This is a genomic window from Synechococcus sp. W55.1 (genome assembly GCF_047461655.1).
Taxonomy (GTDB): domain Bacteria; phylum Cyanobacteriota; class Cyanobacteriia; order Thermostichales; family Thermostichaceae; genus Thermostichus.
Genome location: NZ_JANSHN010000023.1, coordinates 33,496 through 57,413 on the forward strand (window position 1 = coordinate 33,496; position 23,918 = coordinate 57,413).

Annotated in this window: 20 protein-coding genes, 1 rRNA gene and 1 CRISPR repeat array; of the genes, 8 read left to right on the top strand and 13 right to left on the bottom strand. The window is 59.1% G+C overall.

From position 1 onward, the window contains the following. The first annotated feature begins 75 nt into the window (after positions 1–75). Positions 76–1,169: a CRISPR direct-repeat array (repeat unit 37 nt; unit sequence GTTTCCGTCCCCTTGCGGGGAAAAGGTAGGGATCAAC). Positions 1,170–1,504: 335 nt separating this feature from the next. Then, complete coding sequence (ald, locus tag NW816_RS11315; RefSeq protein ID WP_414409220.1) at positions 1,505–2,593, top strand: alanine dehydrogenase; 1,089 nt, start codon at positions 1,505–1,507, stop codon at positions 2,591–2,593. A 37-nt stretch (positions 2,594–2,630) separates the two neighbouring features. Here the strand turns inward: ald and NW816_RS11320 are convergent, their stop codons facing one another. The 4 genes from NW816_RS11320 to rpsN all read right to left on the bottom strand — a co-directional run bounded on the left by NW816_RS11320 (position 2,631) and on the right by rpsN (position 5,576). After that, positions 2,631–3,404: an ABC transporter permease gene (locus NW816_RS11320; protein WP_414409221.1), complete on the bottom strand. Its 774-nt coding sequence runs from the start codon at positions 3,402–3,404 to the stop codon at positions 2,631–2,633. 65 nt (positions 3,405–3,469) lie between these two features. Continuing rightward, the gene (locus NW816_RS11325) at positions 3,470–4,306 is read right to left on the bottom strand and encodes an ABC transporter ATP-binding protein (RefSeq protein WP_414409222.1); all 837 of its coding nucleotides are present in this window, start codon (positions 4,304–4,306) and stop codon (positions 3,470–3,472) included. A 274-nt stretch (positions 4,307–4,580) separates the two neighbouring features. Next, positions 4,581–5,213: a ribonuclease D gene (locus NW816_RS11330; RefSeq protein WP_414409223.1), complete on the bottom strand. Its 633-nt coding sequence runs from the start codon at positions 5,211–5,213 to the stop codon at positions 4,581–4,583. A 57-nt stretch (positions 5,214–5,270) separates the two neighbouring features. After that, complete coding sequence (rpsN, locus tag NW816_RS11335; protein ID WP_011432985.1) at positions 5,271–5,576, bottom strand: 30S ribosomal protein S14; 306 nt, start codon at positions 5,574–5,576, stop codon at positions 5,271–5,273. A 187-nt stretch (positions 5,577–5,763) separates the two neighbouring features. On the opposite strand from rpsN, the gene NW816_RS11340 reads away from it, so the two are divergent. Next, on the top strand, positions 5,764–6,078 hold the full coding sequence (locus tag NW816_RS11340) for a hypothetical protein (protein ID WP_414356053.1): 315 nt from the start codon (positions 5,764–5,766) through the stop codon (positions 6,076–6,078). Positions 6,079–6,098: 20 nt separating this feature from the next. Here the strand turns inward: NW816_RS11340 and NW816_RS11345 are convergent, their stop codons facing one another. Together NW816_RS11345 and NW816_RS11350 are read right to left on the bottom strand one after the other, a co-directional pair. After that, the gene (locus NW816_RS11345) at positions 6,099–7,637 is read right to left on the bottom strand and encodes a YcjF family protein (protein ID WP_414356051.1); all 1,539 of its coding nucleotides are present in this window, start codon (positions 7,635–7,637) and stop codon (positions 6,099–6,101) included. 80 nt (positions 7,638–7,717) lie between these two features. After that, positions 7,718–8,209, bottom strand: a complete 492-nt coding sequence (locus NW816_RS11350; RefSeq protein WP_414409224.1) for a cytochrome c oxidase assembly factor Coa1 family protein — start codon at positions 8,207–8,209, stop codon at positions 7,718–7,720. A 520-nt stretch (positions 8,210–8,729) separates the two neighbouring features. Between NW816_RS11350 and NW816_RS11355 the strand changes: the two genes are divergently transcribed. Continuing rightward, positions 8,730–9,050 (top strand): hypothetical protein, encoded by a 321-nt coding sequence (locus NW816_RS11355; RefSeq protein WP_414409225.1) that lies wholly within the window; start codon positions 8,730–8,732, stop codon positions 9,048–9,050. Positions 9,051–9,092: 42 nt separating this feature from the next. Here the strand turns inward: NW816_RS11355 and NW816_RS11360 are convergent, their stop codons facing one another. From NW816_RS11360 to pcrA, 3 genes are all read right to left on the bottom strand, one after another. Then, positions 9,093–12,290 carry an efflux RND transporter permease subunit gene (locus NW816_RS11360; RefSeq protein WP_414356047.1) on the bottom strand — a complete coding sequence of 1,066 codons (3,198 nt, stop codon included), beginning with the start codon at positions 12,288–12,290 and terminating at the stop codon, positions 9,093–9,095. 62 nt (positions 12,291–12,352) lie between these two features. Beyond that, positions 12,353–13,624 carry an efflux RND transporter periplasmic adaptor subunit gene (locus NW816_RS11365; RefSeq protein WP_414375249.1) on the bottom strand — a complete coding sequence of 424 codons (1,272 nt, stop codon included), beginning with the start codon at positions 13,622–13,624 and terminating at the stop codon, positions 12,353–12,355. Between the two features lie 269 nt (positions 13,625–13,893). Further along, a complete protein-coding gene (pcrA, locus tag NW816_RS11370; RefSeq protein ID WP_414409226.1) occupies positions 13,894–16,254 on the bottom strand; it encodes a DNA helicase PcrA in 2,361 nt (786 codons plus the stop codon). A 186-nt stretch (positions 16,255–16,440) separates the two neighbouring features. Here pcrA and NW816_RS11375 point away from each other — a divergent pair, with 186 nt between their 5' ends. Together NW816_RS11375 and NW816_RS11380 are read left to right on the top strand one after the other, a co-directional pair. Continuing rightward, positions 16,441–17,019, top strand: coding sequence for a hypothetical protein (locus NW816_RS11375; RefSeq protein ID WP_414375247.1), 579 nt, complete (start codon positions 16,441–16,443; stop codon positions 17,017–17,019). Between the two features lie 130 nt (positions 17,020–17,149). Next, positions 17,150–17,785: a hypothetical protein gene (locus NW816_RS11380; RefSeq protein WP_414409227.1), complete on the top strand. Its 636-nt coding sequence runs from the start codon at positions 17,150–17,152 to the stop codon at positions 17,783–17,785. Positions 17,786–17,788: 3 nt separating this feature from the next. Here NW816_RS11380 and dapF read toward each other — a convergent pair whose 3' ends face one another. Both dapF and psbN read right to left on the bottom strand, forming a co-directional pair. Then, a complete protein-coding gene (gene dapF / locus NW816_RS11385) occupies positions 17,789–18,658 on the bottom strand; it encodes a diaminopimelate epimerase (protein ID WP_414409228.1) in 870 nt (289 codons plus the stop codon). 26 nt (positions 18,659–18,684) lie between these two features. Beyond that, positions 18,685–18,816 (bottom strand): photosystem II reaction center protein PsbN, encoded by a 132-nt coding sequence (gene psbN, locus NW816_RS11390; protein WP_011432995.1) that lies wholly within the window; start codon positions 18,814–18,816, stop codon positions 18,685–18,687. A 217-nt stretch (positions 18,817–19,033) separates the two neighbouring features. Here psbN and psbH point away from each other — a divergent pair, with 217 nt between their 5' ends. Then, complete coding sequence (psbH, locus tag NW816_RS11395) at positions 19,034–19,237, top strand: photosystem II reaction center phosphoprotein PsbH (RefSeq protein WP_011432996.1); 204 nt, start codon at positions 19,034–19,036, stop codon at positions 19,235–19,237. A 94-nt stretch (positions 19,238–19,331) separates the two neighbouring features. Here the strand turns inward: psbH and NW816_RS11400 are convergent, their stop codons facing one another. Next, positions 19,332–20,471 carry a PQQ-dependent sugar dehydrogenase gene (locus tag NW816_RS11400; protein ID WP_414409229.1) on the bottom strand — a complete coding sequence of 380 codons (1,140 nt, stop codon included), beginning with the start codon at positions 20,469–20,471 and terminating at the stop codon, positions 19,332–19,334. 229 nt (positions 20,472–20,700) lie between these two features. On the opposite strand from NW816_RS11400, the gene NW816_RS11405 reads away from it, so the two are divergent. Beyond that, positions 20,701–23,097 (top strand): glycoside hydrolase family 31 protein, encoded by a 2,397-nt coding sequence (locus NW816_RS11405; protein WP_414409230.1) that lies wholly within the window; start codon positions 20,701–20,703, stop codon positions 23,095–23,097. On the opposite strand, the gene NW816_RS11410 is transcribed toward NW816_RS11405, so the two are convergent. Further along, positions 23,090–23,557, bottom strand: coding sequence for a peroxiredoxin family protein (locus NW816_RS11410; RefSeq protein WP_011432999.1), 468 nt, complete (start codon positions 23,555–23,557; stop codon positions 23,090–23,092). The genes NW816_RS11405 and NW816_RS11410 overlap by 8 nt on opposite strands. 284 nt (positions 23,558–23,841) lie before the next feature. Between NW816_RS11410 and NW816_RS11415 the strand changes: the two genes are divergently transcribed. Further along, a 16S ribosomal RNA gene (locus NW816_RS11415) occupies positions 23,842–23,918 on the top strand; the annotation flags it as partial.

The window sequence follows — 23,918 nt, forward strand, 5'->3', positions numbered from 1 at the left end:
CCGTCCCCTTGCGGGGAAAAGGTAGGGATCAACCTGTGGTATCCAGATCCCGTCGGATCTGACGAACTATACTTCGTTTCCGTCCCCTTGCGGGGAAAAGGTAGGGATCAACGAATATGGGCCCCATGTCCGACACCGGCAGCTTCTAGTTTCCGTCCCCTTGCGGGGAAAAGGTAGGGATCAACAATCTAGTCTAACCCCCTCACCCAGGTGCACCAACAGTTTCCGTCCCCTTGCGGGGAAAAGGTAGGGATCAACCCAAAGAGCTCGAACAGACTCTGCGGACTGAGGCCCAGGTTTCCGTCCCCTTGCGGGGAAAAGGTAGGGATCAACGCTTAATCGTATGCGGTCCTACGGCTTTGATGGCATGTTTCCGTCCCCTTGCGGGGAAAAGGTAGGGATCAACTGGTTGAGCGACGAAGATCTCTGCCTCTCTCATGGTAGTTTCCGTCCCCTTGCGGGGAAAAGGTAGGGATCAACGAGAATGAGATGGTCTACTCCCCGAGGAGCAGGGAAGGGTTTCCGTCCCCTTGCGGGGAAAAGGTAGGGATCAACTGTTCAGCGTTGCATAAGTCTTTCGGAGCGGTGGCAGTGTGTTTCCGTCCCCTTGCGGGGAAAAGGTAGGGATCAACTTCGGAATCGACTACGATTCGTTGGACGTTAAGTCCAAATCGTTTCCGTCCCCTTGCGGGGAAAAGGTAGGGATCAACTTCACCCCACAACTCTTGCCGCGTGTCCCAGGGCAGAGTTTCCGTCCCCTTGCGGGGAAAAGGTAGGGATCAACTGTACATTACGCTGTACGGTTCGTGGGATAACTACGGAGGTTTCCGTCCCCTTGCGGGGAAAAGGTAGGGATCAACTGGGGTAGTAGGGTACACACAGGACGTAGACGCACACACGTGTTTCCGTCCCCTTGCGGGGAAAAGGTAGGGATCAACGCGATATATCATCGCTGTGCCCTGCCTTGATAAATGGTTAGTAATGTTTCCGTCCCCTTGCGGGGAAAAGGTAGGGATCAACATTTGGCTCTATCGCTGATCTTCTCGACATCTCCAGTAAGTTTCCGTCCCCTTGCGGGGAAAAGGTAGGGATCAACCTGCTATTTGAAATACCCACCAGCGTGGGCAGTGGCGTTTCCGTCCCCTTGCGGGGAAAAGGTAGGGATCAACCCTACCCCCGGAAAAGCTTGAATCCATGCAGTTTTCAAGGTGCGTTCGCGAGGGAGTACGGAGACTTCGTGACATAGATATTAACATTGCTCTTGGGGATAAGCGCAAGCAAGAAAATTGGGCTTTCTGAGGCTGTTATGTCTTGTTTTCGTGCCAATCATGGCAAGAGATCTAGGTTTGCCCTTGAAATCTTGAGCTAACAAAATTAGCCTGGCGATTGCTTGCCCCGACAGATCGCGCACAAAACTTTACAATTTTCGCTCTCCTGCTCAGGCCAGGGATCCCATCGGGGAGAGAGTCTGTCTAGACTGGAAAGCAGCCCTGCGGGGATCCCTATGCGAATTGGCGTGCCCAAAGAGATCAAAGAGCAAGAGTTCCGTGTCGGGCTGACACCGGCGGCGGTGCGGGCCTTAACCGAACAGGGGCATCAGGTGTGGGTGGAAACCCAAGCAGGCCAGGGGGCGGGCTTCACGGATGAGGACTACCAAAAAGCGGGGGCCAAACTGGCCGCCACCCCTGAGGAGATCTACCAGCAGCAGTTGGTGGTGAAGGTCAAGGAGCCCCTGCCGGCTGAGTATCCTCTGCTCCATCCCGACCTCATCCTGTTTACCTATTTGCACTTGGCCGCCAGCCGCGAGCTGACCCAGGCGCTGTTGCAATCGGGGGCCACCTGCCTTGCCTATGAAACGGTGGAATTGGCAGATGGATCCCTGCCCTTGTTGATGCCCATGAGCATGATTGCCGGGCGGCTCTCGGTGCAGTTTGGCGCCCATTACCTCACCCGACAACAGGGGGGGCGAGGCGTGTTGCTGGGTGGGATCCCAGGGGTATCGCCGGGACGGGTGGTGATCTTGGGCGGAGGCACGGTGGGCACCGAGGCGGCCAAAATGGCCGTAGGCTTGGGGGCGCGGGTGCAGATTTTGGACATCAACCTGCAGCGGCTGAACGAGCTGGAGCTGCTCTTTGGATCCCGTGTGGAGCTGCTCTACAGCACGGCCCAAAGCGTGGAAGAGTGTGTTCGCGAGGCCGACCTGCTGGTGGGGGCAGTGTTGGTGCCGGGAAGGCGGGCGCCGGTCTTGGTGGGAGAAGAGTTGGTGGCCCAAATGCGTCCTCGCTCCCTCATTGTGGATGTGGCGGTGGATCAGGGGGGGTGCATTGCTACCACACGGGTTACCACCCATGCCCAGCCGGTTTACGAAGCCTACGGGGTGCTACACTACGGCGTTCCCAACATGCCCGGAGCCGTTCCCTGGACTTCGACCCAAGCGCTGGTCAACGCCACACTCCCCTACATCCTCAAGCTGGCCAATCTCGGCTTGCCCGCTGCTTTGGAACAAGACTCGGCCTTGGCCAAAGGGCTCAACATCAGGGCAGGAAAGATCGTCCACCCGGCAGTGCGGGCCACTTTTCCAGATTTGGGCTAGCTTGTTCAGGCATCGGTGGGATCCCCTGGAGCAGATGCTACTGTCGCCAGGACAGGACATAGCGCTCCAAAGCCGCAAAAAAGGTGTAGAGCAAAATGCCCATAATGCCGAGGGCAACCAAACCCGCAAAGGCCAAAGGCACATCAAAAGAAGAGCTGGCCGACACGATCAGGTAGCCCAGCCCCTGGTTAGAAGCCACCGTCTCCGAGATCACCGAGCCGACAAAAGCAAAGGAGATGGCCACCTTCAACGAGGCAAACAGGTAGGGCATGCTGTGGGGTAGCCCCACCTTGGTGAAGATCTCCCAAGAGCTGGCCCCCAACGAGCGCAGCACATCCCGCATTTCGGCTTCCACCGTCTCCAGCCCCACCGCCACATTGACCGCAATGGGGAAAAAAGCCAGCAAAAAGGCCGTGATCACCGCCGGGATCGTGCCCAAGCCAAACCAAATCGCCAGCAGTGGCACCAAAGCCACCTTTGGGATGGTGTTAAACCCCACCAGCAGCGGGTACAAACACAGATGGGCCAGGCGAGAGCTGCCGATGATCGCTCCAAGCACTATCCCCCCCACCAAAGCCAGCACAAAGGCCAGCAGCGTCGAAGTGAGGGTGGTTAGGGAGTGGCGCATAATCACCGGGCTCCATTGGTTCATGGCTGCCAGGATCTCGGTGGGCGCCGGCAGAATGAAGCGAGGAACATTGAACAGCCCCACCCCCACCTGCCAGAGCACAATGGTCAAAACGATGGTGGCAGCAGGTAAAACAACAGAAGCCGCTTTGGTCTGCAAAAATCGGTCAAATGATTTTTTCATCGGGATCCCTCGGCAGAGTTGGGCAGTAGTCTATCCAGGCTTGACTAGGCCAATGGCTGTTTAGCCTAATAGCTGCGCCGAATGTGCTTGCGCACTTCCGAGACCAAGTGGTGAAACTCGTCCGTCAGGCAGATCTCCAGCGGGCGTGGACGGGGCAGATCCACTTTGAGGGAAAAGATGATCTCGCTCGGTCGTGGCCCCATCACATAAATGGTATCGGAGAGGAAAACTGCTTCCCGCAAGTCGTGGGTGATCAGAATAGCAGTGCAGCCGGTGCGCATCCACAGCCGTTGCAACATTTCCCACATATCCTCGCGGGTAAAGGCATCCAGAGCAGCAAAAGGTTCGTCCAACAGCAGCAGCTCCGGCTGATGGATCAAAGCGCGGCACAAGGAAGCCCGCTGCCGCATTCCCCCGGAAAGCTGCCAAGGATAGGCTTTCTGAAAACCCTCCAAGCCCACGGTGGCCAGCAGCTCCAGCGCCGACTTTTCATGCTGGGCCAGGTTTTGCTTGAAGGTACGCTTGTAAGGCTCCACCACCTCCAACGGCAGCAACACGTTCTGTAAGGTCGTGCGCCAGGGTAGCAGCACCGGGTTTTGGAAAGCCATGCCCACACTCTTCAGGGGGCCGGTGATGGGCTGCGACTGGAAGTAGAGGGTGCCGCTGTAGTTGGTGTTCAGGCCGGAGACCATCTTCAGCAGCGAGGTTTTGCCACAGCCGCTCGGCCCCACGATGGAAACAAACTCCGAGTGCTCCACGGAAAAGCTGAGGTCGCGGATGATCGTGACCGGGGATCCCTTGCCGGGGTACTGCAGCGAGACGTGGCAAAACTCCAGAACAGGCTTGCCTGGGATGCTGGGGGAAGATGACCCACTTTGAACCACCCTTTGCGACTCCAACATCAACTCAGCTCCAATGGTTTTCACAGTGGCCCAAGTGAGGGTTACTCCCCTTGATCTGGACAGATGATGGCCGGAGCAATGAGGGTTGCAGGCCGGTTTATCTCGATTGGTATGGCCAACCCCATCCCCACTACATCAGAGAGAGGGGCAGCCAGCTGTGTTGCCAGATACTTTGTGGGCCGGTGAGGTCCCCCCATTTTCCGCTTCAGGAGATGTGGGATCCCCGAGGGCCCGGTCATCGAAGACAGTGACTGTCTATCAAGTAAAGCCCCGCCTACTGATGTTCGAAGACGTTACTGAAGCCCAACAGATCCAGCTCTACCAAAGTAGGCAAATGTTGGAAACACTGCTGCGCCAACTCCCAGCGTTCTTCCCGCCGTAACATCTCCGCCAACTTGTGGCGCACCGGGATCAAATAGCGAACATCGTTGGCGGCATACTCCAGTTGTTCGGCGGATAGCGCGTGGACGGCTCCCCAATCGGAGCTTTGGGCAGTTTTGTTGAGTTCGACCCCGCACAGCTCGCTCACCACATCCTTGAGGCCATGCTTGCTGGTGTAGGTGCGGGCCAGTTTGCTGGCAATTTTGGTGCAAAAGACGGGCCACGCCCGGATCCCCAGGTGATAGCGCAGCATCGCCAGGTCAAAGCGGGCGTAGTGGAAAATCTTTTCAATGTTGGGATCCGTCAGCAGCCCCGCCAGAAGGGGGGCCTGCTTTACTCCACGGCTCAACCGCAACAACACCACCTCGCCGGCAGGGTTGGCGATTTGCACCACGCAGAGCCTGTCCCGCTGCGGGATCAACCCCATCGTCTCCGTATCCACGGCCAAGTGGGGTTCCCCGGCCAGGGCCTTTGCCATTGCAGGGGTGAGATCTTCGTCGCAGAGCTGGAAAGGTTGCAGGCCCACTCAGGATCTCTCAAAAGGATGTTTTGGCCGTTCAACCAAGCGGCGAAGGTCGGGTAGCTACCAGCTAGACTTAACTACGCCTGGCAGTAAGCCTCGGTGGGCCATTTCCCGCAGGCTGTTGCGGCACAGGCCGAAATCGCGGAAGTAACCCCGGGGACGCCCGGTTTTCCAGCAGCGGTTGCGCAGGCGTGTGGGCGAGCTGGCCCGAGGGAGTTTTTGCAGTTGGGCGTGCAGCTCCATGCGGGTGGCCTGGTCGATGTTGGGATCGGCCATGGCCGCTTTCAGTTGTTGGCGCTTCTCCCGATACTTCTCGACCAAGCGTTGGCGCTTCTTCTCCCGCTCGATCATGCTCTTTTTAGCCACGGCTCACCTGTTTCCCCAGATTTTTCAGCTTTACTAGGATAACGAGGAGCAGCGGCTCCAAGCAAGGGGATCCCAGAGCCGCCTACGGCCATCCTTGCCCATGTTTTTCCGGTCTCCGTGGGATCCCTGAAGTCAGCCCTTCGGCTTCGGGGCAATCTACTTTTATAGGCGAGGTTGGTGTTGGGTGATGGCCATTTCCAAAGTGATCTCGTTTATCGCCGCCAAGTTTAGGGTTTCCCCAGAGCAGATCGAGGCCACGCGCGGGATTCTCCCCAAGCCCCCGGCTCTGTTGGCGGTGCTCAAGTCCGCTCCTCCGCTGCCCAAAGAGGTTTTGCAGGATCCCAGCTTGGCCTACATCTATCCTGCCGCCTTCATCCAATGGTCAAAGTGCATGCACGGCTTGGCGGAGTGGGATACCGTGCCGGCACTGAGCTACGCCGATTATGTGGCGCAAATGGAGCTGGCCTTTATGCCGACCGATATTGCCGTGAGTGGCTGCTAGGGATCCCTTGGGCTGGCCCTTTAGTCTTTGCTCATTCCATTTCGGAAAATGCGCCGAGAAGCCTCGCGGACAAACTCTTTGAGCCAACCGGATTTTTGGGTATTTTGCACCTGGGCCTTAACCACCGCCTGCATCCCCCCTTCGCCCCAGCTTTGGTTGTGCTGGAAGTACTCAATGAAGCTCTTGCCGGCAATGCGGGTGAGATAGCCGGCGCTGGCCGCCTGAATGGGGGCTGTCGCCAGAAAACCGACGACGCTTACCTCGGCAACGGTGGCCAAGATCCCCGTGGTCAGTTGGATCGCTCCTTCCACCAAGCCCAAGCCGGCTAAGGTTTTGGCCAGAGACAAGGCCAGCTCCCGCCCCTGCTGCAGATCCATCTTGCAGCCGTAAAGGGATCCCAGTTCCACCACCATCTGGGCGTTGATGGCGGCAATGGCCAGCAGATCCACCGCCGGGATGGGGTTGGCAAATACCACCCCTGTAACAATCCACTGAAAGCGATCGATCACTTCCTCGGCTTGGCGGCGCAGTTGGGCTTGGAGAATCCGCTTGGCCTCTTCCCCCAACTGTTGCGATTGCAGCAGAGCATTGTCCAAGGCCAGGGATCCACCTTCGGCATAGAGCACTGCCTGCACGCGATCCCGCACGGCGGCCACATCCGGCTCCGGTCGCCAGGTTTGGGATCCCACCCGTACAGGGGCTGGAGCAGCGGCAGCCATCAACACATCCTGAGGTGGGATCAGGGGATGAACCCGCTCCCGCAGGCGTTGCAAGAGGATCTGCCGTTCTTCTGAGGTGTAGCGATCTGCTTTGTTCAGGATCAGCAAGGCCCGTTTGCCCAGGGCGATCAACCGGCGCAAGGGATCTACCTCCGACTGGCGCAGATCCCCATCCACCACCACTAGGAGCAGATCGGCAGCTTGGGCTTGGGCTTGCGCCTCCTGTTCCCGCATCACCCCTGCCGGGCCGATCTCCAAAATGCCGGGGCAATCCACGATCTGCACCGGCTGCGGGATCCCGGGCAAGTTCCAATCGTAACAAGCTACCGCCTGGGTGGTGCCCAGAGTGGCCCCCACCGCCCCCGCCCGCCGCCCCAGCAGCGCGTTCACCAGAGAAGTCTTGCCCGCCGACCCGGTGCCGAAGACCACCACCTTCAGTTGGGGCTGGGCCAATTGTTTGGCCAGTAGGGCCGACCGTTCTGCCAGCGCTGCCCGCGCCACCTGATCCTGGATTTGCGCCATCTGCGCCTCCAGTTGGGCCAAGTTCTGTTGCGCCGCTTTCCGCTTGTCCAAGGCCGTCTCCGGCAAGGCAAGGGGTTGGGTAATTTCCCTCCTGCTGGGGGCGGGTTGGCGAAACAGAAACAAGTAGTAGATGGCAGCGGCCAAAAACACCAGCAGCAGCAGCAGCAGCACCCCGATCAACAGCCCCCCCAAAATCGGGTGGTAACGGGTGGCGTAGTACAGATCGAGAAACGATTGGATTAGCCAAACGATCAGGCCGGTGAACGAGGCCAACAGCGCCAACAACAGCAGCAAGCGCAGGTAAGGGAGCGACCGCATAGGGATCCAAGGCCACAACCGTTCGCGTCAGCGGGACGGAGTCCTTTTGACTCTACCCGCGGCTGAGCCTATTCGGCTACCTAGATGTCGCCCTCTGGCTGCAGGGGCAGGGCTTCTCTATCCGGCTCTTCCTCTTCACAGCGGGATCCCCCCTCAATGACCGGAATGGCCTGCGGATCCCCGTCAACTTTCACCTGCAGATGGCGCAACTGCCATGCCGAGCCCGCCATGCCCCGCTCCGATTCCACAACCACATCGCCGGTGCGCTGGGCCCCTGTAATCAAAAAAGACAGACACACCCAGCCCGCTTCCTCATTTTCCTGAAAACGCAGCCGCGAGGGCCATCCCGGCCTCAAGGGTTCCCCCAGACGTTCCACCACCACAGCATTTTGTTTGAGCTGCTCCACCGCCAATTGGTAGGTGCGATAGGCTCCTGAGGCACGGATCCCATTCCAGACTAGGATCCCTGCCCCCGCCAGCCCCAAGCCCAGCACCGCCAGTAGGCCCAGACAGCCGCAGCCACAGCAGCCCAGAGGGGCAGCACAGCCGACTGTTTGTGGAGTTTCCGACACGGCCAATCGCCACTACAGAATGCCCCCACACTAACACAAAGCTGGTGCTCATCCTCTATGCCTGCGTTGCCGACAAGGTACAGACAAAAAGCCGAGCAACCCTACGCCATTTGTCGGTGACGAACATTGCTTCTCAGTTCCGTATTGCCACAGATATCTGTTCACAGACTCAAACAACAGCCCGGAAAATCATGGGATCAGCACCGCTTTGGCCAGTTCAATCAACTCATTGTTGAGTCTAATTTTGTACTGCGGTGAGGATGGGATCCCTACGTATCCAATTGTTGGCTCTACTCCCACTTCGATTGGAAAGGCTTGTGAAGCAAGGATTTCAAGCTTTTCGCCTGAATAGGATCTGGATGGATCAGAAAGTCAATGGATACCTGGAAAGCCCTATTTCCTGAACATTGGGAAAGATGACAAAGCGCGCATATCGAATCCGCTATTTGGCGGAGTAAATATCAGGGGGATTTATCGAGAATAAGAGCAGCAAAAGGTCTCAATCCAACCGCATAAACCTATGGATGAAGCGACGACCGTGACCGTGCAGCAGATCATTCAAACCGCCATGATGACCGGTCTGCTCACTGCTGCTCAGGAACACGAACTCAACGTGAGGCTATTCCGAGAGGAGTGCTCCGAAGCCGACCTGTTTCTGCTGCGCCGTTTGCACCGCTGCCTACGCCAGGGATCCATCCGCCAGATCCCGGCTTTGCACAACACCATAGCGGTTGGCCGCTTTGGCCCGCCCCTGCGCCTGGTACCGGACAGAGCCGAGGACGCACAGCCCCAACCTTCTGGGCTGAAACTGGTGCCTAAGCCTAACCCCAAGGTCAGCTAACCGAGATCAACAACGCCAATCCATCAGCAACGCCAACCACAGCTACTGACCGGAAGTCTCGGACAAGGCTGGGGGTGGGGCAACCGCTAGCTGGGGAAAAGAGGGAGTTGAGGTTTTGCTTTCCCCGCCATGCAGCAGCACATAAAAGCAAGGGATCACCAACAACGTCAGCAGCGTCGCCAGGGAAAGGCCGGAAAAGACCACAACCCCCAGCGGCTGTAGCAGTTCGGATCCCTCTCCCCAGCCCAGGGCCAAGGGAAACAGGCCCAGCACCGTCGTCACGGCGGTCATCAGGATCGGGCGCAGCCGCTGCGGGGCAGCCTCTAGCATGGCACTGCGGTAATCCAAGCCCTGTTCCTCCCGGATTTGGTTGGCCAACTCCACCATCAAAATGGCGTTGTTGACCACAATGCCCACCAGCAGCACCGCCCCCACCAGCACCGTAGCGCCCACAGCCGTGCGGGTGAGGAACAAGCCCAGGATCCCGCCGGAGAGAGCCAAGGGCACCGTCAGCATGATCACCAGCGGGTCGAGGAGGGAGTTATACTGCACCGCCATCACCACAAACACCAAAAAAGCTGCCAGGGATCCCAGCAGCAGCAGGTTATTGCGCAGCTCCCGGTTGTTTTCCAAAGCCACGCTGGGCAGGCGGGTCACGCCGGGGGGCAACTCCAAGCCGGATAAGATCCCATCCAGCTCGGCGATGGCGGCACTTTGGCTGGCCCCGGCCCTAAGACTGCCGTTCAAAATGACCACCTGCCGTTGGTTGAGACGGCGAATTTCCCCAGGGGCCTCCCCCATCTGCAACCTGGCCACATCCCCCAAGCGCAGGGGCTGCCCATTCTGCACAACCAAGGGCAGGCGCTCCAGTTGCGAAGGCTGGGTGATGGACGTGGCCGGGCGAACCCGCACATCCAGGAGGCGGTCTCCCTGCTGCAGTTGGGCGGGCACGGATCCCTGCACTGCCGTCTGTACCACCCGGCCTATGTCCTGAAGGCTGAGGCGCAAGGGGGCGGCCCGCTCCCAATCGGGCCAAATCTGGAGTTCCGGTTGGCTGTCATCCGCCTCGGGGCGGAAGGTGGAGAGGGTGGCCTGTTCGTCCAAGGCCCGCAACACTGTGCGGCTGGCCTCTTGAAGCGCCTGGGTGCCTTCCCCTTGAAGCACCACATCCACTTCGGCATTGATGGCAGAGTTACGGGCGGAAAGGCCGCGTACACTGCCCGGAGACAGGCGGATGCGGGATCCCACCAGGTTGAGTTGGCTGACCAGCTCATTCATCCGATCCACAAAGGGCCGCACTGCTGTGCCGGGCTTAAGGGTGATGGTGCTGGTGCCCCGCAGGGGGTTTTCAAAGGTGCTGCCCCCGAAGGCAGATCCGCCTGCGGTGGTGAACACATACTCCACCTCAGGCTGTTGCAGCAGAAGGCGATCCACCTCCTGCATAATGCGGTGGTTGGTATCTAGGGTGGTGCCGGGGGCAAAGTTGGCAGACAGGTTCACCTGCCCGGTGCTGATGCGGGGCAGCAGCTCCTGGTTCAGTTGCCCGGCCATCCAGTAGCTCCCTCCGCCCAGGAGAAGAAATGCCAGCAAGATCGGCAAGGCAGGTCGTTCTAACAGACGGCTCAGCAACCGTTGGTAGGCGTAGGTGCCGCCCAGCATCGCCCGCGCAAAGCTGCGGATCGGGCCCCACTGCCCCAATCCACTGCTGCGGCGAATCGTCAACAGGCGTGAGGTGAGCATGGGCACCACCGTCAGGCCCACCACCAGGGATCCGGCCACAGCAAAGCTGATGGTCAAAATCAGCTCGTTGAAAATCAGCGAAACAAACCCTCCCACCAGCAAAAAGGGCAACACCGACACCAAGTTGGTGGCCGTTGAGGCCACCAGGGCCGATTCCAACTGGCGGCTGCTGCGCTCCGCCTGCTCGAGCACCCGCTGCCCAAACCAACGGGCATCCTGCCGCGGGATCCCTTCTGTTCCTTTAGCGATGGCTTCCAACATCACGATGGCGTTGTCCACCACGATCCCCACCCCCAGGGCCAGGCCCCCCAGGCTGATGATGTTGATGGAAAGGCCGAACAGGCCCATCAGCAACACCGCCATCAGGGTGGCCAGAGGAATGGCCGCCACCACGATCAGGGTCTGGCGCAGGGATCCCAAAAACAGCAGCACCGCCAGCCCGGCCAGCACCCCCCCACTCACGCCGGCAAGAGCCACACTTTGAATCGAGCTGCGGATGAAGCGGGACTCGTCGCCGGTGGGGATCAGGGTCACCTCCGGCGGGATGAGGCCAGCGGCCCGCAGTTGCTCCAGGCGGCGACGGATCCCGTCCACCACGCGGATGGTATTGGCATCGGGCTGCTTTTGAATGCTCAGGCGCACCGCCGGCTTTCCATTCAAGGTTACCCGCACCCCTTCGGCGGCAGGGCGAACAGCCACTGTGGCAAAATCGCGCAGGTGCACCGTTCCTCCGCTGGGGGTGTTGAAGCGCAACGCTTGAATGTCTTCTAGGCTGCGGAACCGGCCCATTGTGCGCGTCAAAGGCTCCAACAGCTCGCCGCGGATCCGACCACCGGCAAGATCCTGGTTGCGGGCTTGCAGTTGGCCGAGCACATCCGCTAGGCCCAGCCCCAGGGCCTGCAGCCGCTCCAAGTCCAGATCCACCTGCACCTCTTCAAGGGTGCCCCCGGCCACATCCACCGTAGCCACCCCCGGCACCACTCCCAGCTCGCGGGCCAACTCTGCTTCAGCAAAGCGGCGCAGCTCCACGCCCGTCAGCCCAGGCGCGCTCAGGGCAAACTCGTAAACAGGCAACTGGGAGGGGTCAAACTTGAACACCGTGGGAGCCGAAACCCCATCCGGCAGCCGCCCTCTGGCCCGGTTCACCGCTGCCGTGGTGTCGTTCAGGGCTTGGTCGATGTTCCCCCCTGGCGCAAAGAAGAGATCCACCCGAACCTGCCCTTCGCGGGTGGTGGAATAGAGCTGTTCCACCCCTTCCACTGTGGAAAGAGAGTCTTCCAAAGGGCGGGTGATCTCCTCAACGGCCACCTCTGGGGTTACTCCCGCCAGCTCCACCCGCACGCCAATACGGGGATAGACAATCGAGGGCAGCAAGTCCACCGGCAGGCGGGTGAGGAAATAGAGGCCCATGACGATCACTGCCAAGGCCAGCATCAGGGTGCCGATGTGGCGGCGGATGGCCAGGCCGCTGAGGCTGAGTCCACTGTTGGCTGGGGTCATGGGTTTGGCTTCCTTGCTATTCAAACTTGCTATTCAGAAACTTGCTATCCAGAGTATTCAGATCAAAATCGTTCGGAGATGACACTCAACTGCACTTCCTGCCCATCTTGGAGAGGAGCAGAGCTGCGCACCACAAACGGTTCGCCAGCCTCCAATCCCGACACAATTTCCACCCGTCCATCCCGCTGTTCTCCCAATTGCACCGGGCGGGCCAACACCCGCGTTACTTCTCCCTGCCGCTCCACCACAAAGACCGTAGCAGAACCCGGCCCATTCTGCTGAATCGCTGTTGCGGGAACGATCACCCGTTGAGCCGCCGGCCCCGTCAATGCCACCCGCGCCAGCAGCCCACTGCCAATGCGTCCGTTGGGATTGGCGATCACCACTTCAACCGGGATCAGACGGGCCTGGGGATCCGCAGCCGGGGAAATGCGGACAATTTGTCCGGCGAAGCTCTGGCCGGGAAAAGCGTCCAATTCCACCCGAACGGCTTGGCCCACCTGTACGCGCGACAACTCCAACTCGGAGAGGGGAAACTCCACCCTCACCTGGCTGAAATCGGCCACCGTCAGTACATCTGCCCCTGAGTTCAAAAAGCTGCCCGGATCCGCCTGCCGGGAGAGCACCACCCCACTTAGGGGTGCTCGCAACTGTGTGTAGGAAAGGCGCTCTTGGGCCTGAGCCACCAAAGATCTCTGCGCTTCCACCTGGCGTTGGGCGGCGATCACGGCTTGTTCTTGGACGCGAACCTGGTCTTCCGCAGAGCGCAAAGCCTGGGCGGCGGTGCGGGCCGCAGTACGAGCTTGCTCCGCCTGCTGGGCAGAAACAGCTCCCTCCTGTGCCAACCGTCCTAGGCGCTCGGCATCGGCTTCCTGTTGTAGAAGATTCAGACGGGCCTGCTCCACTTGGGTGCGGGCATTGCTGAGCTGCGCTTGTGCCTGTGCCACCTGAGATTCTTGCGCTGCCAGTTGGGCCTGGGCCTGGAGAAGAGCAGCCTGCAGCAGCGTGGGATCCAGTTGGCCCAGCAGTTGCCCCTCTTGGACGGGATCCCCGACCTCCACCGATAACTCCAAGAGCAATCCTTCGGTACGGGTTCGCAGCGTGGCTTGCCGCAGGGGCTGGGTAGTGCCGGTGTAACGCAAGTCGGCCCCCAGGGATCCCACCTGGGCTCTGGTCACATCTACCGAGACAGGACGCGGTGCTCCCATCCCTGCTGGACGCTGGGCCCAAAACATCTGGGCATAGACGACAGAGCTAGGAACACCCAAAAACAGCACTAGGCTGAGTGTGCAGGCGTGAGGAAGCTGCCATTGGGGAGAGTAAACCCGGCTCACAGGCACAAGAGAACGACTTGTCGGTTTGGACTGCCCACCTAGCGAAATGGTTCAAACCCAGACGGTGAACTCGTGAACCTTTCAGGGGCTTTACTCTGGCAGACCTTCACAGTTCTACACGATAAAAGGGATCCCTGCCAACCCATTCTCCAGAGAGCCTTTCACCAGCACAAGAGGTTCCTGCAAAGGCAATCTCGAATGAGCTACAGACTTCTACACCACTTCCCCTTATCTCTCTTCATCACTGGGTTCCTTCCGAGTTCAGCCGCTTAGCTGAGCTTTTGAATGGGAGCAATACGGGGATCCAGGATTTTCTGTTGCCCAATACCGGGAAACCTCACCGCAATCGTGACCCGTTCACCGCTGCCGAACACATGGGTAATCTGGCCTTGTCCAAATTGGGGATGTTGCAAGCGATCGCCAATCGCCCACTGTTCTGAACGGCCTTGGCCGGGATTGGGCTTGGCCTTGTGTGCCGTTGCAAGGGGCAGCCCACTGCCGTGGGAAAGCTGTCGAGAAGGGGCTCCGCGCCTGTCGGACTCGATCAACTCTTGAGGTAGCTCACTTAAAAATACGGAAGGAATGGCCGGTTCTCGGTTGCCGTAGAGCATCCTTTCCCTGGCGTGGCTGATATACAACTGCTCACGGGCACGGGTAATGCCCACGTAGCAAAGGCGTCGCTCTTCTTCCAAAGCAGCGGGATCCTCCAAAGCCCGGAAATTGGGAAATAGACCCTGTTCCACCCCCACCAAGAACACAACAGGAAACTCCAAACCTTTGGAAGAGTGCAACGTCATTAGCGAAACTTTCTCAGCGCCTTCCTGAAGGTTGTCCAAGTCGGAAGCCAAAGACACATTGCTCAAAAAAGCCTCAAGGCTGGGATCCTCCTGTTCTTCCTCGAATTGGCGGGCGGCATTGTAAAGTTCCATCACGTTGGCCGCTCTTTCTTCGGCTTCGTCTGTACCCTGTGCCTTGAGATCCTCCAAATAGCCGGAATCCCTTAGCAACCCTTCGATAAGGGTGGCGGCTGAAGTCTGAGAAGCCTGTCGATGCCAATGCTGAATCAACTGAGCAAACTGAATGACAGGCTTAGCCGAACGGCCCGCCAAGCTACTTACAGAGGTTTCATCGCTGAGAATTTCCCACAAAGGCACGTTGAGAGCCGCCGCCGCTTCGGTCAGCTTGTCCAGAGTAGATTTGCCGATGCCACGGCGCGGCACGTTAATAATTCGCAGCAGGCTAAAGGAGTCGGCAGGGTTGGCCACAACCCGCAAATAGGCCAGGACATCCTTAATTTCTTTGCGGTCGTAAAATCGCAGTCCGCCTACCACCGTGTAAGGGATCCCCCACCGCAGCAAAACCTCTTCAAAAGGACGGGATTGAGCGTTGGTGCGGTAGAGAATGGCAAAATCTCCCCAGGAGAAAGCATTGGCATTTTGGCTGTGTAACCGCCGGATGGTATTGACAACAAACTCAGCCTCTGCAATCTCGTCATCCGCCTGATGAAGGAAAATCGGACTTCCTTGCTGACGGGTTGGCCTGAGAACTTTATCAATGCGCTCTGTATTTTTCTCGATGAGGGCGTTGGCCGCCTGCAGAATGGTAGCTGTAGAGCGATAGTTCTCCTCCAGCTTGATCAGGGTGCGGGTATCATCGTCCGGAAGACCATCGCCAAAGGTCTCTTGAAACTCCAGCAAGATGGTAAAATCTGCCCCGCGAAACCGATAGATGCTTTGATCGGCGTCTCCCACCACAAAGATCGATCGGTTCCTCCAATCCAACTGAGATCTGCGGGTCTCGCCGTTGGTGGCCAGCAGACGGATCAGCTCATACTGGGTACGGTTGGTGTCTTGGTATTCGTCTACCAAAATATGTCGAAATCGTTGGTGCCAGTAAGCCAACACCTGCTCATTTTGTCGAAAAAGCTGCACCGGTATCCAAATCAAGTTATCAAAGTCCAGTGCGTTGTTGGCTGCCAGTTGGTCTTCATAGATTTCGTAAACTTGGGCAATGGTACGGCCACGGAAGTTGGGTTGATTGCGCTCCAGGTCGGCAGGAGTCCAGCCTTGGTTTTTGGCATTGCTAATGGCGTAGCGTACCGACCTTGGGTCAAACTTGCGCTCATCTAAGTTCAGTTGCTTGGTTACAATCTCCTTCACCAGGGATTGGGCATCTGATTCATCGAAAATCGAGAAGTTGCGAGTCCACTTTCGCCCCTTGGGATCCTGATATTTTTCAATATCTATGCGCAGGATCTGGGCAAATAAGCTGTGGAAAGTGCCGATCCAAAGGGGTTTAATCAGCCGATGGTAAACGCTGGATTTCAGCCGGGTGACTTGGGCTGGCTCCAATTGCTCCAGCGGGATCCCAAATTGTTCTTGAGCTTCTTGCTCGGCAAAGAGCTGCTCAATGCGCTCTTTCATCTCACGGGCGGCCTTGTTGGTGAAGGTCACGGCCAAAATTTCTCCTGGATCCACCCGATAGTGGCGAACCAGGTAGGCAATGCGGTGGGTGAGGGCGCGTGTCTTGCCGGAACCTGCCCCGGCAACCACCAGCAACGGGCCACAAAAATGTTGCACCGCTTGGCGCTGAGAAGGGTTGAGGGCATCCAGCAAAGAGGCGTGAGTCATGGCCAGCAAACCAGAAACTGCCTTCCATTATGGGCACCAACCCAATGGGGATGAGAAGCCGAGAGGTCATTTTGGAACGCCAAAGATGAAGATCGGTTAAGATTTGGCCGGCCCGCTCCAGAACTCCCCGCCATGAACCGAGTGCTGTCCTGCTGCTGTGCCCCGGCTAACCGCTGCTGGCTTTGCTTGCCAAAGAGACTTGTCGCTTCGGGGTTTGTCACCCTTGTCCTGCTTTTGGCGGGCGCGTTCGATCCCGTTCAAGCCGGCAACTGCCCCAGCAATGGTAACCGTGATGAATCTCTGGCTTTCAAAGTGGAGAGCGTTTTCGGAGGGCAGCTTGACTTAAGTCGGTACGACGGCATTCAAGCGCTGATCCTGACCAACAGCCAAACCCGCTCGCAATCGGAAGCCCTCTCCAAAAGTTTGGCCCTGGAGTTCGGGCGAAACCCCCGACTGCGACAGATTGTGCTGGTAGATGGTAGGGGGCTGCTGTTGGTGCGAAATTTGGTTTTGCAGGTCATCCGAGAGAGCGTGCCGACGGATCCTCGTTTGGTTTCTCCATTTGTGTACGTCTCTGTCGATTTTGAGGGAGAAACCATCCAGAAGCTGCAAGAAATAGCCGCTGCAACCTTGCCTGGGATCAATTTTCGCCAACAGGCCGCTTTGCTGCTTTTGGACGGCCAGGGAACTCTTCTGAGCGGATTTGCCGACTTGGAGCGATCCAACCTCAGCATTCGCCGGTGCATTCGCACCCTCATCGGATAGTCCCACCTCCTTTTCACACCGGGAACGTCTCTTTTCTGCCGCTCTGGCCCAACCGTTAGACTGGTCATACCGGTCATGTTGAAGCTTTGAGTCAACCGGTCGAACGACGGCTCTCTGTTCGCGGGATCCCATGCGCCGCCAGCTCAAAATCTTGAACCAAATCCTCGATTACAAGCTTGCCAACTTGCGGCTGTTTGGCCGAGCCGAGCTGAAGGGGCCTGTTCTCAACGTGCTGCTGGAACGGCTGCCGGGCGATGTGGTGGATACCCTGCAGGTGATGGAGGTGGTGCGCAGTGCGGTGGAAGCCTCTCTGCTGCAAGGGTTGCGCAAGGTCAACGTTTACCTTTGGTGCCGCGGACAAACTGAAGAAGCGCCGGAGTGGAGCGAAAGTTTTGCCGTAGAGCCATTGGTCTTGGCCCACCCCAAGGAGCTCCGAAGCCTTGCTTTCAACTATCGACAAGACTATCCCGGCATGCGGGTGCTGTTTTTCTGCTTGGGCATCTGTCTGGGCGGCCTTTACCTGTTGGGGGAGTGGGATCAGGCAGATTGGATCCCAGTTGCTGTGGCTTTCGTCTTAGGGGTGGTGTTCCCTTGGCTCAAACGATTCCTCAACCGATGGGTTCACCCCCTGTTCCTGCGCCTTGGCCTGGGCTTGGGCTTGGTCTTATTGGGCCTGGCAGTGGCGCTGATCTGGCGGCAGGGCTGGAGCGTTGCCTATGGGATCCTCGGCCTCCTGGCCATCCTCCTGTTGGGTCTGGGAGCCTAGTTCTCAACCGGCAGTGGTGCCGCTGAAGACGTGCAGGGCAGGGCCGGTCATCCACACATGCTGTGTGCTCGGATCCCAGCGAATTTCCAGATTTCCTCCCGGCAGTTCTACTGTAGCTTGCGATTCTGCGCGCTCCTCCAAAACAGCAGCCACCAAAACAGCACAGGCACCCGTCCCACAAGCCAGCGTTGCCCCTGCTCCCCGCTCCCAAACCCGTAGGCGCAGACGAGTCGGGCTGAGCACCTGCACAAATTCGGTGTTGGTGCGCTCAGGAAAGGCCGGATGATGCTCAAACAGGGGGCCCACAGCTGCCAAGTCCAGCTCCTCCAGGGATCCCTCTTCTTCCAGGAAGACCACACAATGGGGGTTGCCCATGCTCACCGCCGTCACCCGCCACTCTCGCCCGGCCACTGCAAGCGGCTGCCGAATGACCTTCTCATCCGGTTCGACCAAGGTGGTGGGGATCTGCTTGGCCAAAAGGCGAGGGATCCCCATGTCCACTGTGACCAGCCCATCTGCCCGCACCTGCGGCACGATTCGCCCCGCCAAGGTGTGGATCTGGTAGGCGCCATCCCGACCTGGGATCCCCAAGTCCTGCAGAAAGCGGGCCAAACAGCGGATCCCATTGCCGCACATCTCCGCCTCGGAACCATCGCTGTTGAAGAGGCGCATGCTAAAGTCCGCCCCCTCCTGCCCTGGCAGCAGGAAGATAACCCCATCGGCTCCTACCCCAAAGCGGCGATTGCAAAGGGCGACGGCCTCTTCCGGGCTCAAGCAGGGCTGAGACTGCCGGCGGTTGTCCACCAGGATAAAATCGTTCCCCAAACCCTGGTACTTGTGAAAGGAGAGACGGGGGGTCAACCGAGCAGACATTTACCCAGATATCCCAACGACAAGCTTTAATCCTCGTGCATCTCGTAGGGATCCTGCAAGTCCTTGGAAGGGGGGCCAAAGGCCGTGTAGATGGCAAACGCGGTGATGCAGATGGTGACTGCCGCAATCGCCACAATTAGGGAAAAGGTGGGTTCCATATCTAAGTCTGAGTCCTCAGATCCTGAGAGCGTTCGACTACAGTATTACACAAGTTTACAATTCATTGCTCAAGGCAAAAGGGGTTGGCCAGATTCTGATAGCGTGATTTTAATGGGGTGGCTGTCTGGGCGGTGCCGAGCACCAAGGATCCACCGCCCGGGTTGGTCATCTTCGACTTCATCAATGTGTTCTGTTCCTAACTTACTGCGAGAACCTATGGCCATTCGTACCAGACTGGGCGATCTGCTGCGTCCCCTCAACTCGGAATACGGCAAAGTGGCTCCCGGCTGGGGCACCACGCCCCTGATGGCGGTCTTCATGGCCCTATTTGCCGTCTTCCTGTTGATCATCCTGCAGATTTACAACAAGTCGCTGCTTTTGGAAGACATTAACGTCTCCTGGGAGAGCCTCAGCTTTTGAGTTCCCAGGCCCTACTCTGGGGAAAGTCCCTGTCCCGCCAAAAAGCTGCCCAGCGGGAGCAGGATAGTTTCCGTCATCTCCTAAGCCGATGCCTTCAGGGTGCTGGCTCCAGGCGCAGCAGGGATCCATTCGGGGCGTCCGTCAACAGGTAAAGGAGTCCATCCGGCCCCTGCCGCACATCGCGAATGCGGCCCACCGCCCCCTCTAAGAGACGCTCTTCTGCCACCACGCGCTCTCCATCCAGTACCAGACGGGCCAAGTGTTGCCCGGCCAGCGCCCCCACAAACAGGTTGCCCCGCCATTCTGGGAAAGCCTCTCCCGTGTAGAAAGTCATGCCAGAAGGAGCGATAGAGGGCGTCCAGTGCAGCAGAGGGGAAGCCAAGCCGGGAGCTGCCGCCAGTCCTTGGCCGACGGGTTCTCCCGTATATTCTCGACCGTGGGTGATTAGGGGCCAGCCGTAGTTGACGCCGGGGGCCAAGATGTTGATCTCGTCCCCACCCTGCGGCCCATGTTCATGGGACCAAATTGCCCCTGTTTCAGGGTGGCGGGCCATTCCCTGAATGTTGCGGTGGCCATAGGTAAAAGTTTCCGGCAAAGCCCCTGCTTGGCCGACAAATGGGTTGTCCGCCGGGATCCCGCCCGCATCCGTAATGCGCAACACTTTACCGGCAGAATCCCCCAAATCTTGGGCTCGATCCCGTTCTCCCCGGTCTCCGGTGCTGATGTAGAGGAATCCTTCTTCGTCAAAGACCAAACGGGAGCCAAAGTGCTGCCGGGCAGGGGTTTTGCGCTCCATATCAAAAATCACTTCCAGATCCTGTAGGCCCCCTTCCCCCAGACGGGCTCGCGCCACCCGCGTGCCTCCCCCACCGGGCCCAGGCGCTGCATAAGACAGATAAATCCAGCCGTTCTCTGCATGGTTGGGGTGCAAGGCGATGTCCAGCAGGCCCCCCTGCCCCTGGGCAAACACCTCGGGCACACCGGCTATTGGCTGGGGATCCAATCCCTGGGGGGTAACTCGGCGCAGCCGGCCTGGTCGTTCGGTTACCACGATTGTCCCATCTGGCAGAAAGGCCATCCCCCAGGGATGCTCCAGCCCGGTTGCCAGAGTCACGACCCGAAAACGCTGCTCTGTTCTGGCTCTGGGTAGGGCTTGGGCATGCTCCCCCCGTTGCAGGGCCATCACCGTTTCAGGGCTGACCGGATAGGCCACCACGGCAGGGGGGGCGGACAACCCTCCCAAAAGCAGTAGCGCGGAGAGAAGTTTGCTCGCCGGGATCCTCATGGCCATTGCCGCCTCGTTTTCGCGATGGATTCTGGGGTCTGAGCTAGTCGATTATTACCGCTGCTCTTCTGGAGATGGGTACCGATGAGGGTAAAACCCACTGCGGACCAGAGTGGGCAACCCCCTGTCCCCTCCCGGCCATAGGCTAGCCTTGAGAGCAGCAATCTGTCTCCAAAGCATGCTGGAACCTGGCGAGATCTTGGGACTCGATCCCGCGGGCGCGAACGGCCAATCCCCCGCCCGCCCGCCCCAAAGGCCAACCTGCGGATCCCTGCAGCAGCTCCAGCCCCACTCCAGAGGAATCCACCTCATCTGTGCCCAGGGCCGCTGGTCTATGCAGGTGCTCACCCCTCGTCTGTTTCGGCTGCGCTTTAGCCCCAGCGGAGCGTTTTTGCCCCGTCGTTCCTGGGATGTGGCTCCAGCCGATGAAGAGTGGCCGCCGGCTCCCTTTGAACTGCAGGAAAGCTCCACCCAAATCCACCTGTCCACCTCCCAGGTGCAAGTTCAGATCGATCGGGATCCCCTCCGGTTCAGTTTTCAAGACTCTCAAGGGCAAGAGTTTTGCGCCGATGTCTCCTCTGGGCTTACCTGGGGATCCGATAGCATCCGCCTGGTCAAACACCTCCACCCTGCCGAGCACATCTATGGCCTAGGGGAACGGGCGGGGCTACTCAACAAACGGGGTCGGCGCTACAGCCACTGGACTCGCGACTGCTGGAACTACGACGCCCACAGCGACAATCTCTACCAGGCCATTCCCTTCGCCCTGTTTCTTCGCCCCAACCTCTGCTACGGGCTCTTCCTGCACTGCACCCACTGGAGCCAGTTCGACCTGGGCCAGATCGATCCCGAGCAGTGGGCCATCGAGGTGCGCGCCCCCGAGCTGGATTACTACCTGATCTACGGCCCCACCCCGGCCTTGGTGCTCGAGACCTACACCCAACTCACTGGGCGGCCTCCCCTTCCTCCCCTCTGGGCCTTGGGCTACCAACAGTGCCGCTGGAGCTACGCCAGCGCCGCCCAGGTTCAAACCGTTGCGCAGCAATTTCGCCAGCGGCAGATCCCCTGCGACGTCATTTACTTGGATATCGACTACATGCGCGGCTACCGCGTCTTCACCTGGGATCCCCGCCGCTTCCCCGAACCGGCCCGGCTCATGGCCCAACTCCACGAGGCTGGCTTCCGGGTGGTAGCCATTGTGGATCCCGGCGTCAAGTTCGAGCCCGAAGCCGACTACGCCGTCTTCGACGAGGGCTTGGCCCAGGATTTCTTTATCCGCCGCGCCGACGGCCACCTCTTCCATGGCTACGTTTGGCCAGGCAAAGTCCTCTTCCCCGACTTCTTGCGCCCCGGAGTGCGGCAGTGGTGGGGATCCTGGCAACGGGTTCTCACCCAAGCCGGTGTGGATGGCATCTGGAACGACATGAACGAGCCGGCCCTCAACGACCGCCCCTTTGGAGACGGCGGCCAGATCGTCGATATCCCCCTCGATGCCCCCCAAGGCCCACCCGACGAACCCACCACCCACGCCGAAGTTCACAACCTGTACGGCCTGCTGATGACACGCGCTTCCCGTGAAGGCTTGGAACAGCTCAACCCCAACCGGCGCCCCTTCGTGCTGACTCGCTCCGGCTTTGCTGGGATCCAGCGCTGGGCTGCCGTCTGGACAGGCGACAACCAATCCTCCTGGGAACACCTGGAGATGTCCCTGCCCATGCTCCTAAACCTGGGCCTGTCGGGAGTTAGCTTTGTCGGCGCGGACATCGGCGGCTTCGGTGGCAATGCCACTCCCGAGCTGTTTGCCCGTTGGATGCAAATGGGAATTCTTTACCCCCTCATGCGCGGCCACAGCGCCCTGGGCACCCGCCCCCACGAGCCCTGGAGCTTTGGCCTCGAAGTGGAAACCATCTGCCGGCAGGCCATCCAGTTGCGCTACCAACTGCTACCCTACCTCTACAGCCTTTTCTGGGAGTCCAGCCAAACCGGATCTCCCATCTTGCGCCCCCTTCTCTATGAGTTTCCCGACGATCCGCAAACCTACGAGATCTCAGATCAAGCCATGCTGGGATCCGCCCTCCTAGCTGCCCCTGTGGTTCGGCCTGGCGTGCGGTGCCGCGCTGTTTACCTACCCCAGGGCACTTGGTTTGATTGGTGGACAGGTCAGGCCCACACCGGCCCCCGCTACATTCTCGTCCCTGCCCCTCTCGAACAACTGCCGCTGTTTGTGCGGGGTGGCTCCGTTCTGCCTTTAGCTCCCCCCTGCCCGTCCACCGCCCACCTGCGCCGTGACCAACCGCACCTCAAACTCTACCCCGGCAACGGCAGCTTCACCCTCTACGAAGACGACGGGGAAACCCTCGCCCATCGAGCAGGAGCCTGGGCCACCACCCTCTTCCGCTTGCGACAGCAAAATGGCCAGCTCATTCTGGAGATCGAGGCCCGCCAGGGCAACTGGAGCCCGCCCCAGCGTAGCTGGCTTCTGGAGCCCCTTGGCCACACTCCCCTCTCCCTGCCGGACACCGGACAGCCGCAACGGGTTCTCTGGCCCACCCCAGAGGATCCCCCGTTTAGCTAATCGCCCTCACGGCCTCCAGCAGCTCCCGGTTGTCTCGCTTGAACAAGGGCAGCCACTCCACATGCTGGTAGCGTAGGATCCCTTGGCTATCCACCAAAAAATAGGCCCGCCGCGTCCCCAGCAGGCTGTCCACCCCGTACTGCTGGCTCACGGTTCTGTCCACATCGCTCAGCAAAGGAAACTCCAGCTTAAGCTGCTCGGCAAAGGCTTGGTGCCTGGAGAGGGGATCGCTGCTGATCCCCAAGATCTCGCAGCCCGCGGCCCGGAAAGCTTCCCAATCCTCCCGAAAGCAACGCATCTCGCTCGTGCATACCGGGGAAAAATCCGCCGGGTAAAAGGCCAGCAACACCTTGCTCTTGCCCCGGTAGGCCGCCAGTGAAATCTGGGCTCCCTTTTGGATCCCTTTCCCCACCGCAGGCAAGCTAAAGTCAGGAGCAACAGCCCCAATCACAATCCCCATAGACCCGTCTAACCCAATCTGAGCTCACTTCAACAGTCTAACGGTGGATCCGGATCCCTTCTGGCTTCAAAAAATTTTGGGTTAGATATCTTGACGGGGTGGTGGGGGTGGGGATAGGGTAGTAAAGCGCCACAAGGCCACCCAGCCCCGGCGCCCCAGAACCTTGACAAGTAACTCGTTCAGTCAACCATCGCCAAGCAGCACAGCAGGCTCCCTGAGTCGGCTGGTGGCTGCATATTCAACCCTGTCAAGTTTCCATTTTTCCAGAGACAAGCTCTTGAATTGACACGGAGAGTTTGATCCTGGCTCAGGATGAACGCTGGCGGTATGCTTAACACATGCAAGTCGCACGGACACCTTC

Excerpts from the sequence above, each read along its gene's own strand:
- NW816_RS11405 (WP_414409230.1), top strand. The coding sequence starts at position 20,701 with ATGCTGGAACCTGGCGAGATCTTGGGACTCGATCCCGCGGGCGCGAAC.
- NW816_RS11355 (WP_414409225.1), top strand. The coding sequence starts at position 8,730 with ATGGATGAAGCGACGACCGTGACCGTGCAGCAGATCATTCAAACCGCC.
- NW816_RS11380 (WP_414409227.1), top strand. The coding sequence starts at position 17,150 with ATGCGCCGCCAGCTCAAAATCTTGAACCAAATCCTCGATTACAAGCTT.
- NW816_RS11360 (WP_414356047.1), bottom strand. The coding sequence starts at position 12,290 with ATGACCCCAGCCAACAGTGGACTCAGCCTCAGCGGCCTGGCCATCCGC.
- pcrA (WP_414409226.1), bottom strand. The coding sequence starts at position 16,254 with ATGACTCACGCCTCTTTGCTGGATGCCCTCAACCCTTCTCAGCGCCAA.
- dapF (WP_414409228.1), bottom strand. The coding sequence starts at position 18,658 with ATGTCTGCTCGGTTGACCCCCCGTCTCTCCTTTCACAAGTACCAGGGT.
- NW816_RS11410 (WP_011432999.1), bottom strand. The coding sequence starts at position 23,557 with ATGGGGATTGTGATTGGGGCTGTTGCTCCTGACTTTAGCTTGCCTGCG.
- ald (WP_414409220.1), top strand. The coding sequence starts at position 1,505 with ATGCGAATTGGCGTGCCCAAAGAGATCAAAGAGCAAGAGTTCCGTGTC.
- psbH (WP_011432996.1), top strand. The coding sequence starts at position 19,034 with ATGGCCATTCGTACCAGACTGGGCGATCTGCTGCGTCCCCTCAACTCG.
- NW816_RS11340 (WP_414356053.1), top strand. The coding sequence starts at position 5,764 with ATGGCCATTTCCAAAGTGATCTCGTTTATCGCCGCCAAGTTTAGGGTT.
- NW816_RS11345 (WP_414356051.1), bottom strand. The coding sequence starts at position 7,637 with ATGCGGTCGCTCCCTTACCTGCGCTTGCTGCTGTTGTTGGCGCTGTTG.
- NW816_RS11325 (WP_414409222.1), bottom strand. The coding sequence starts at position 4,306 with ATGTTGGAGTCGCAAAGGGTGGTTCAAAGTGGGTCATCTTCCCCCAGC.
- NW816_RS11320 (WP_414409221.1), bottom strand. The coding sequence starts at position 3,404 with ATGAAAAAATCATTTGACCGATTTTTGCAGACCAAAGCGGCTTCTGTT.
- psbN (WP_011432995.1), bottom strand. The coding sequence starts at position 18,816 with ATGGAACCCACCTTTTCCCTAATTGTGGCGATTGCGGCAGTCACCATC.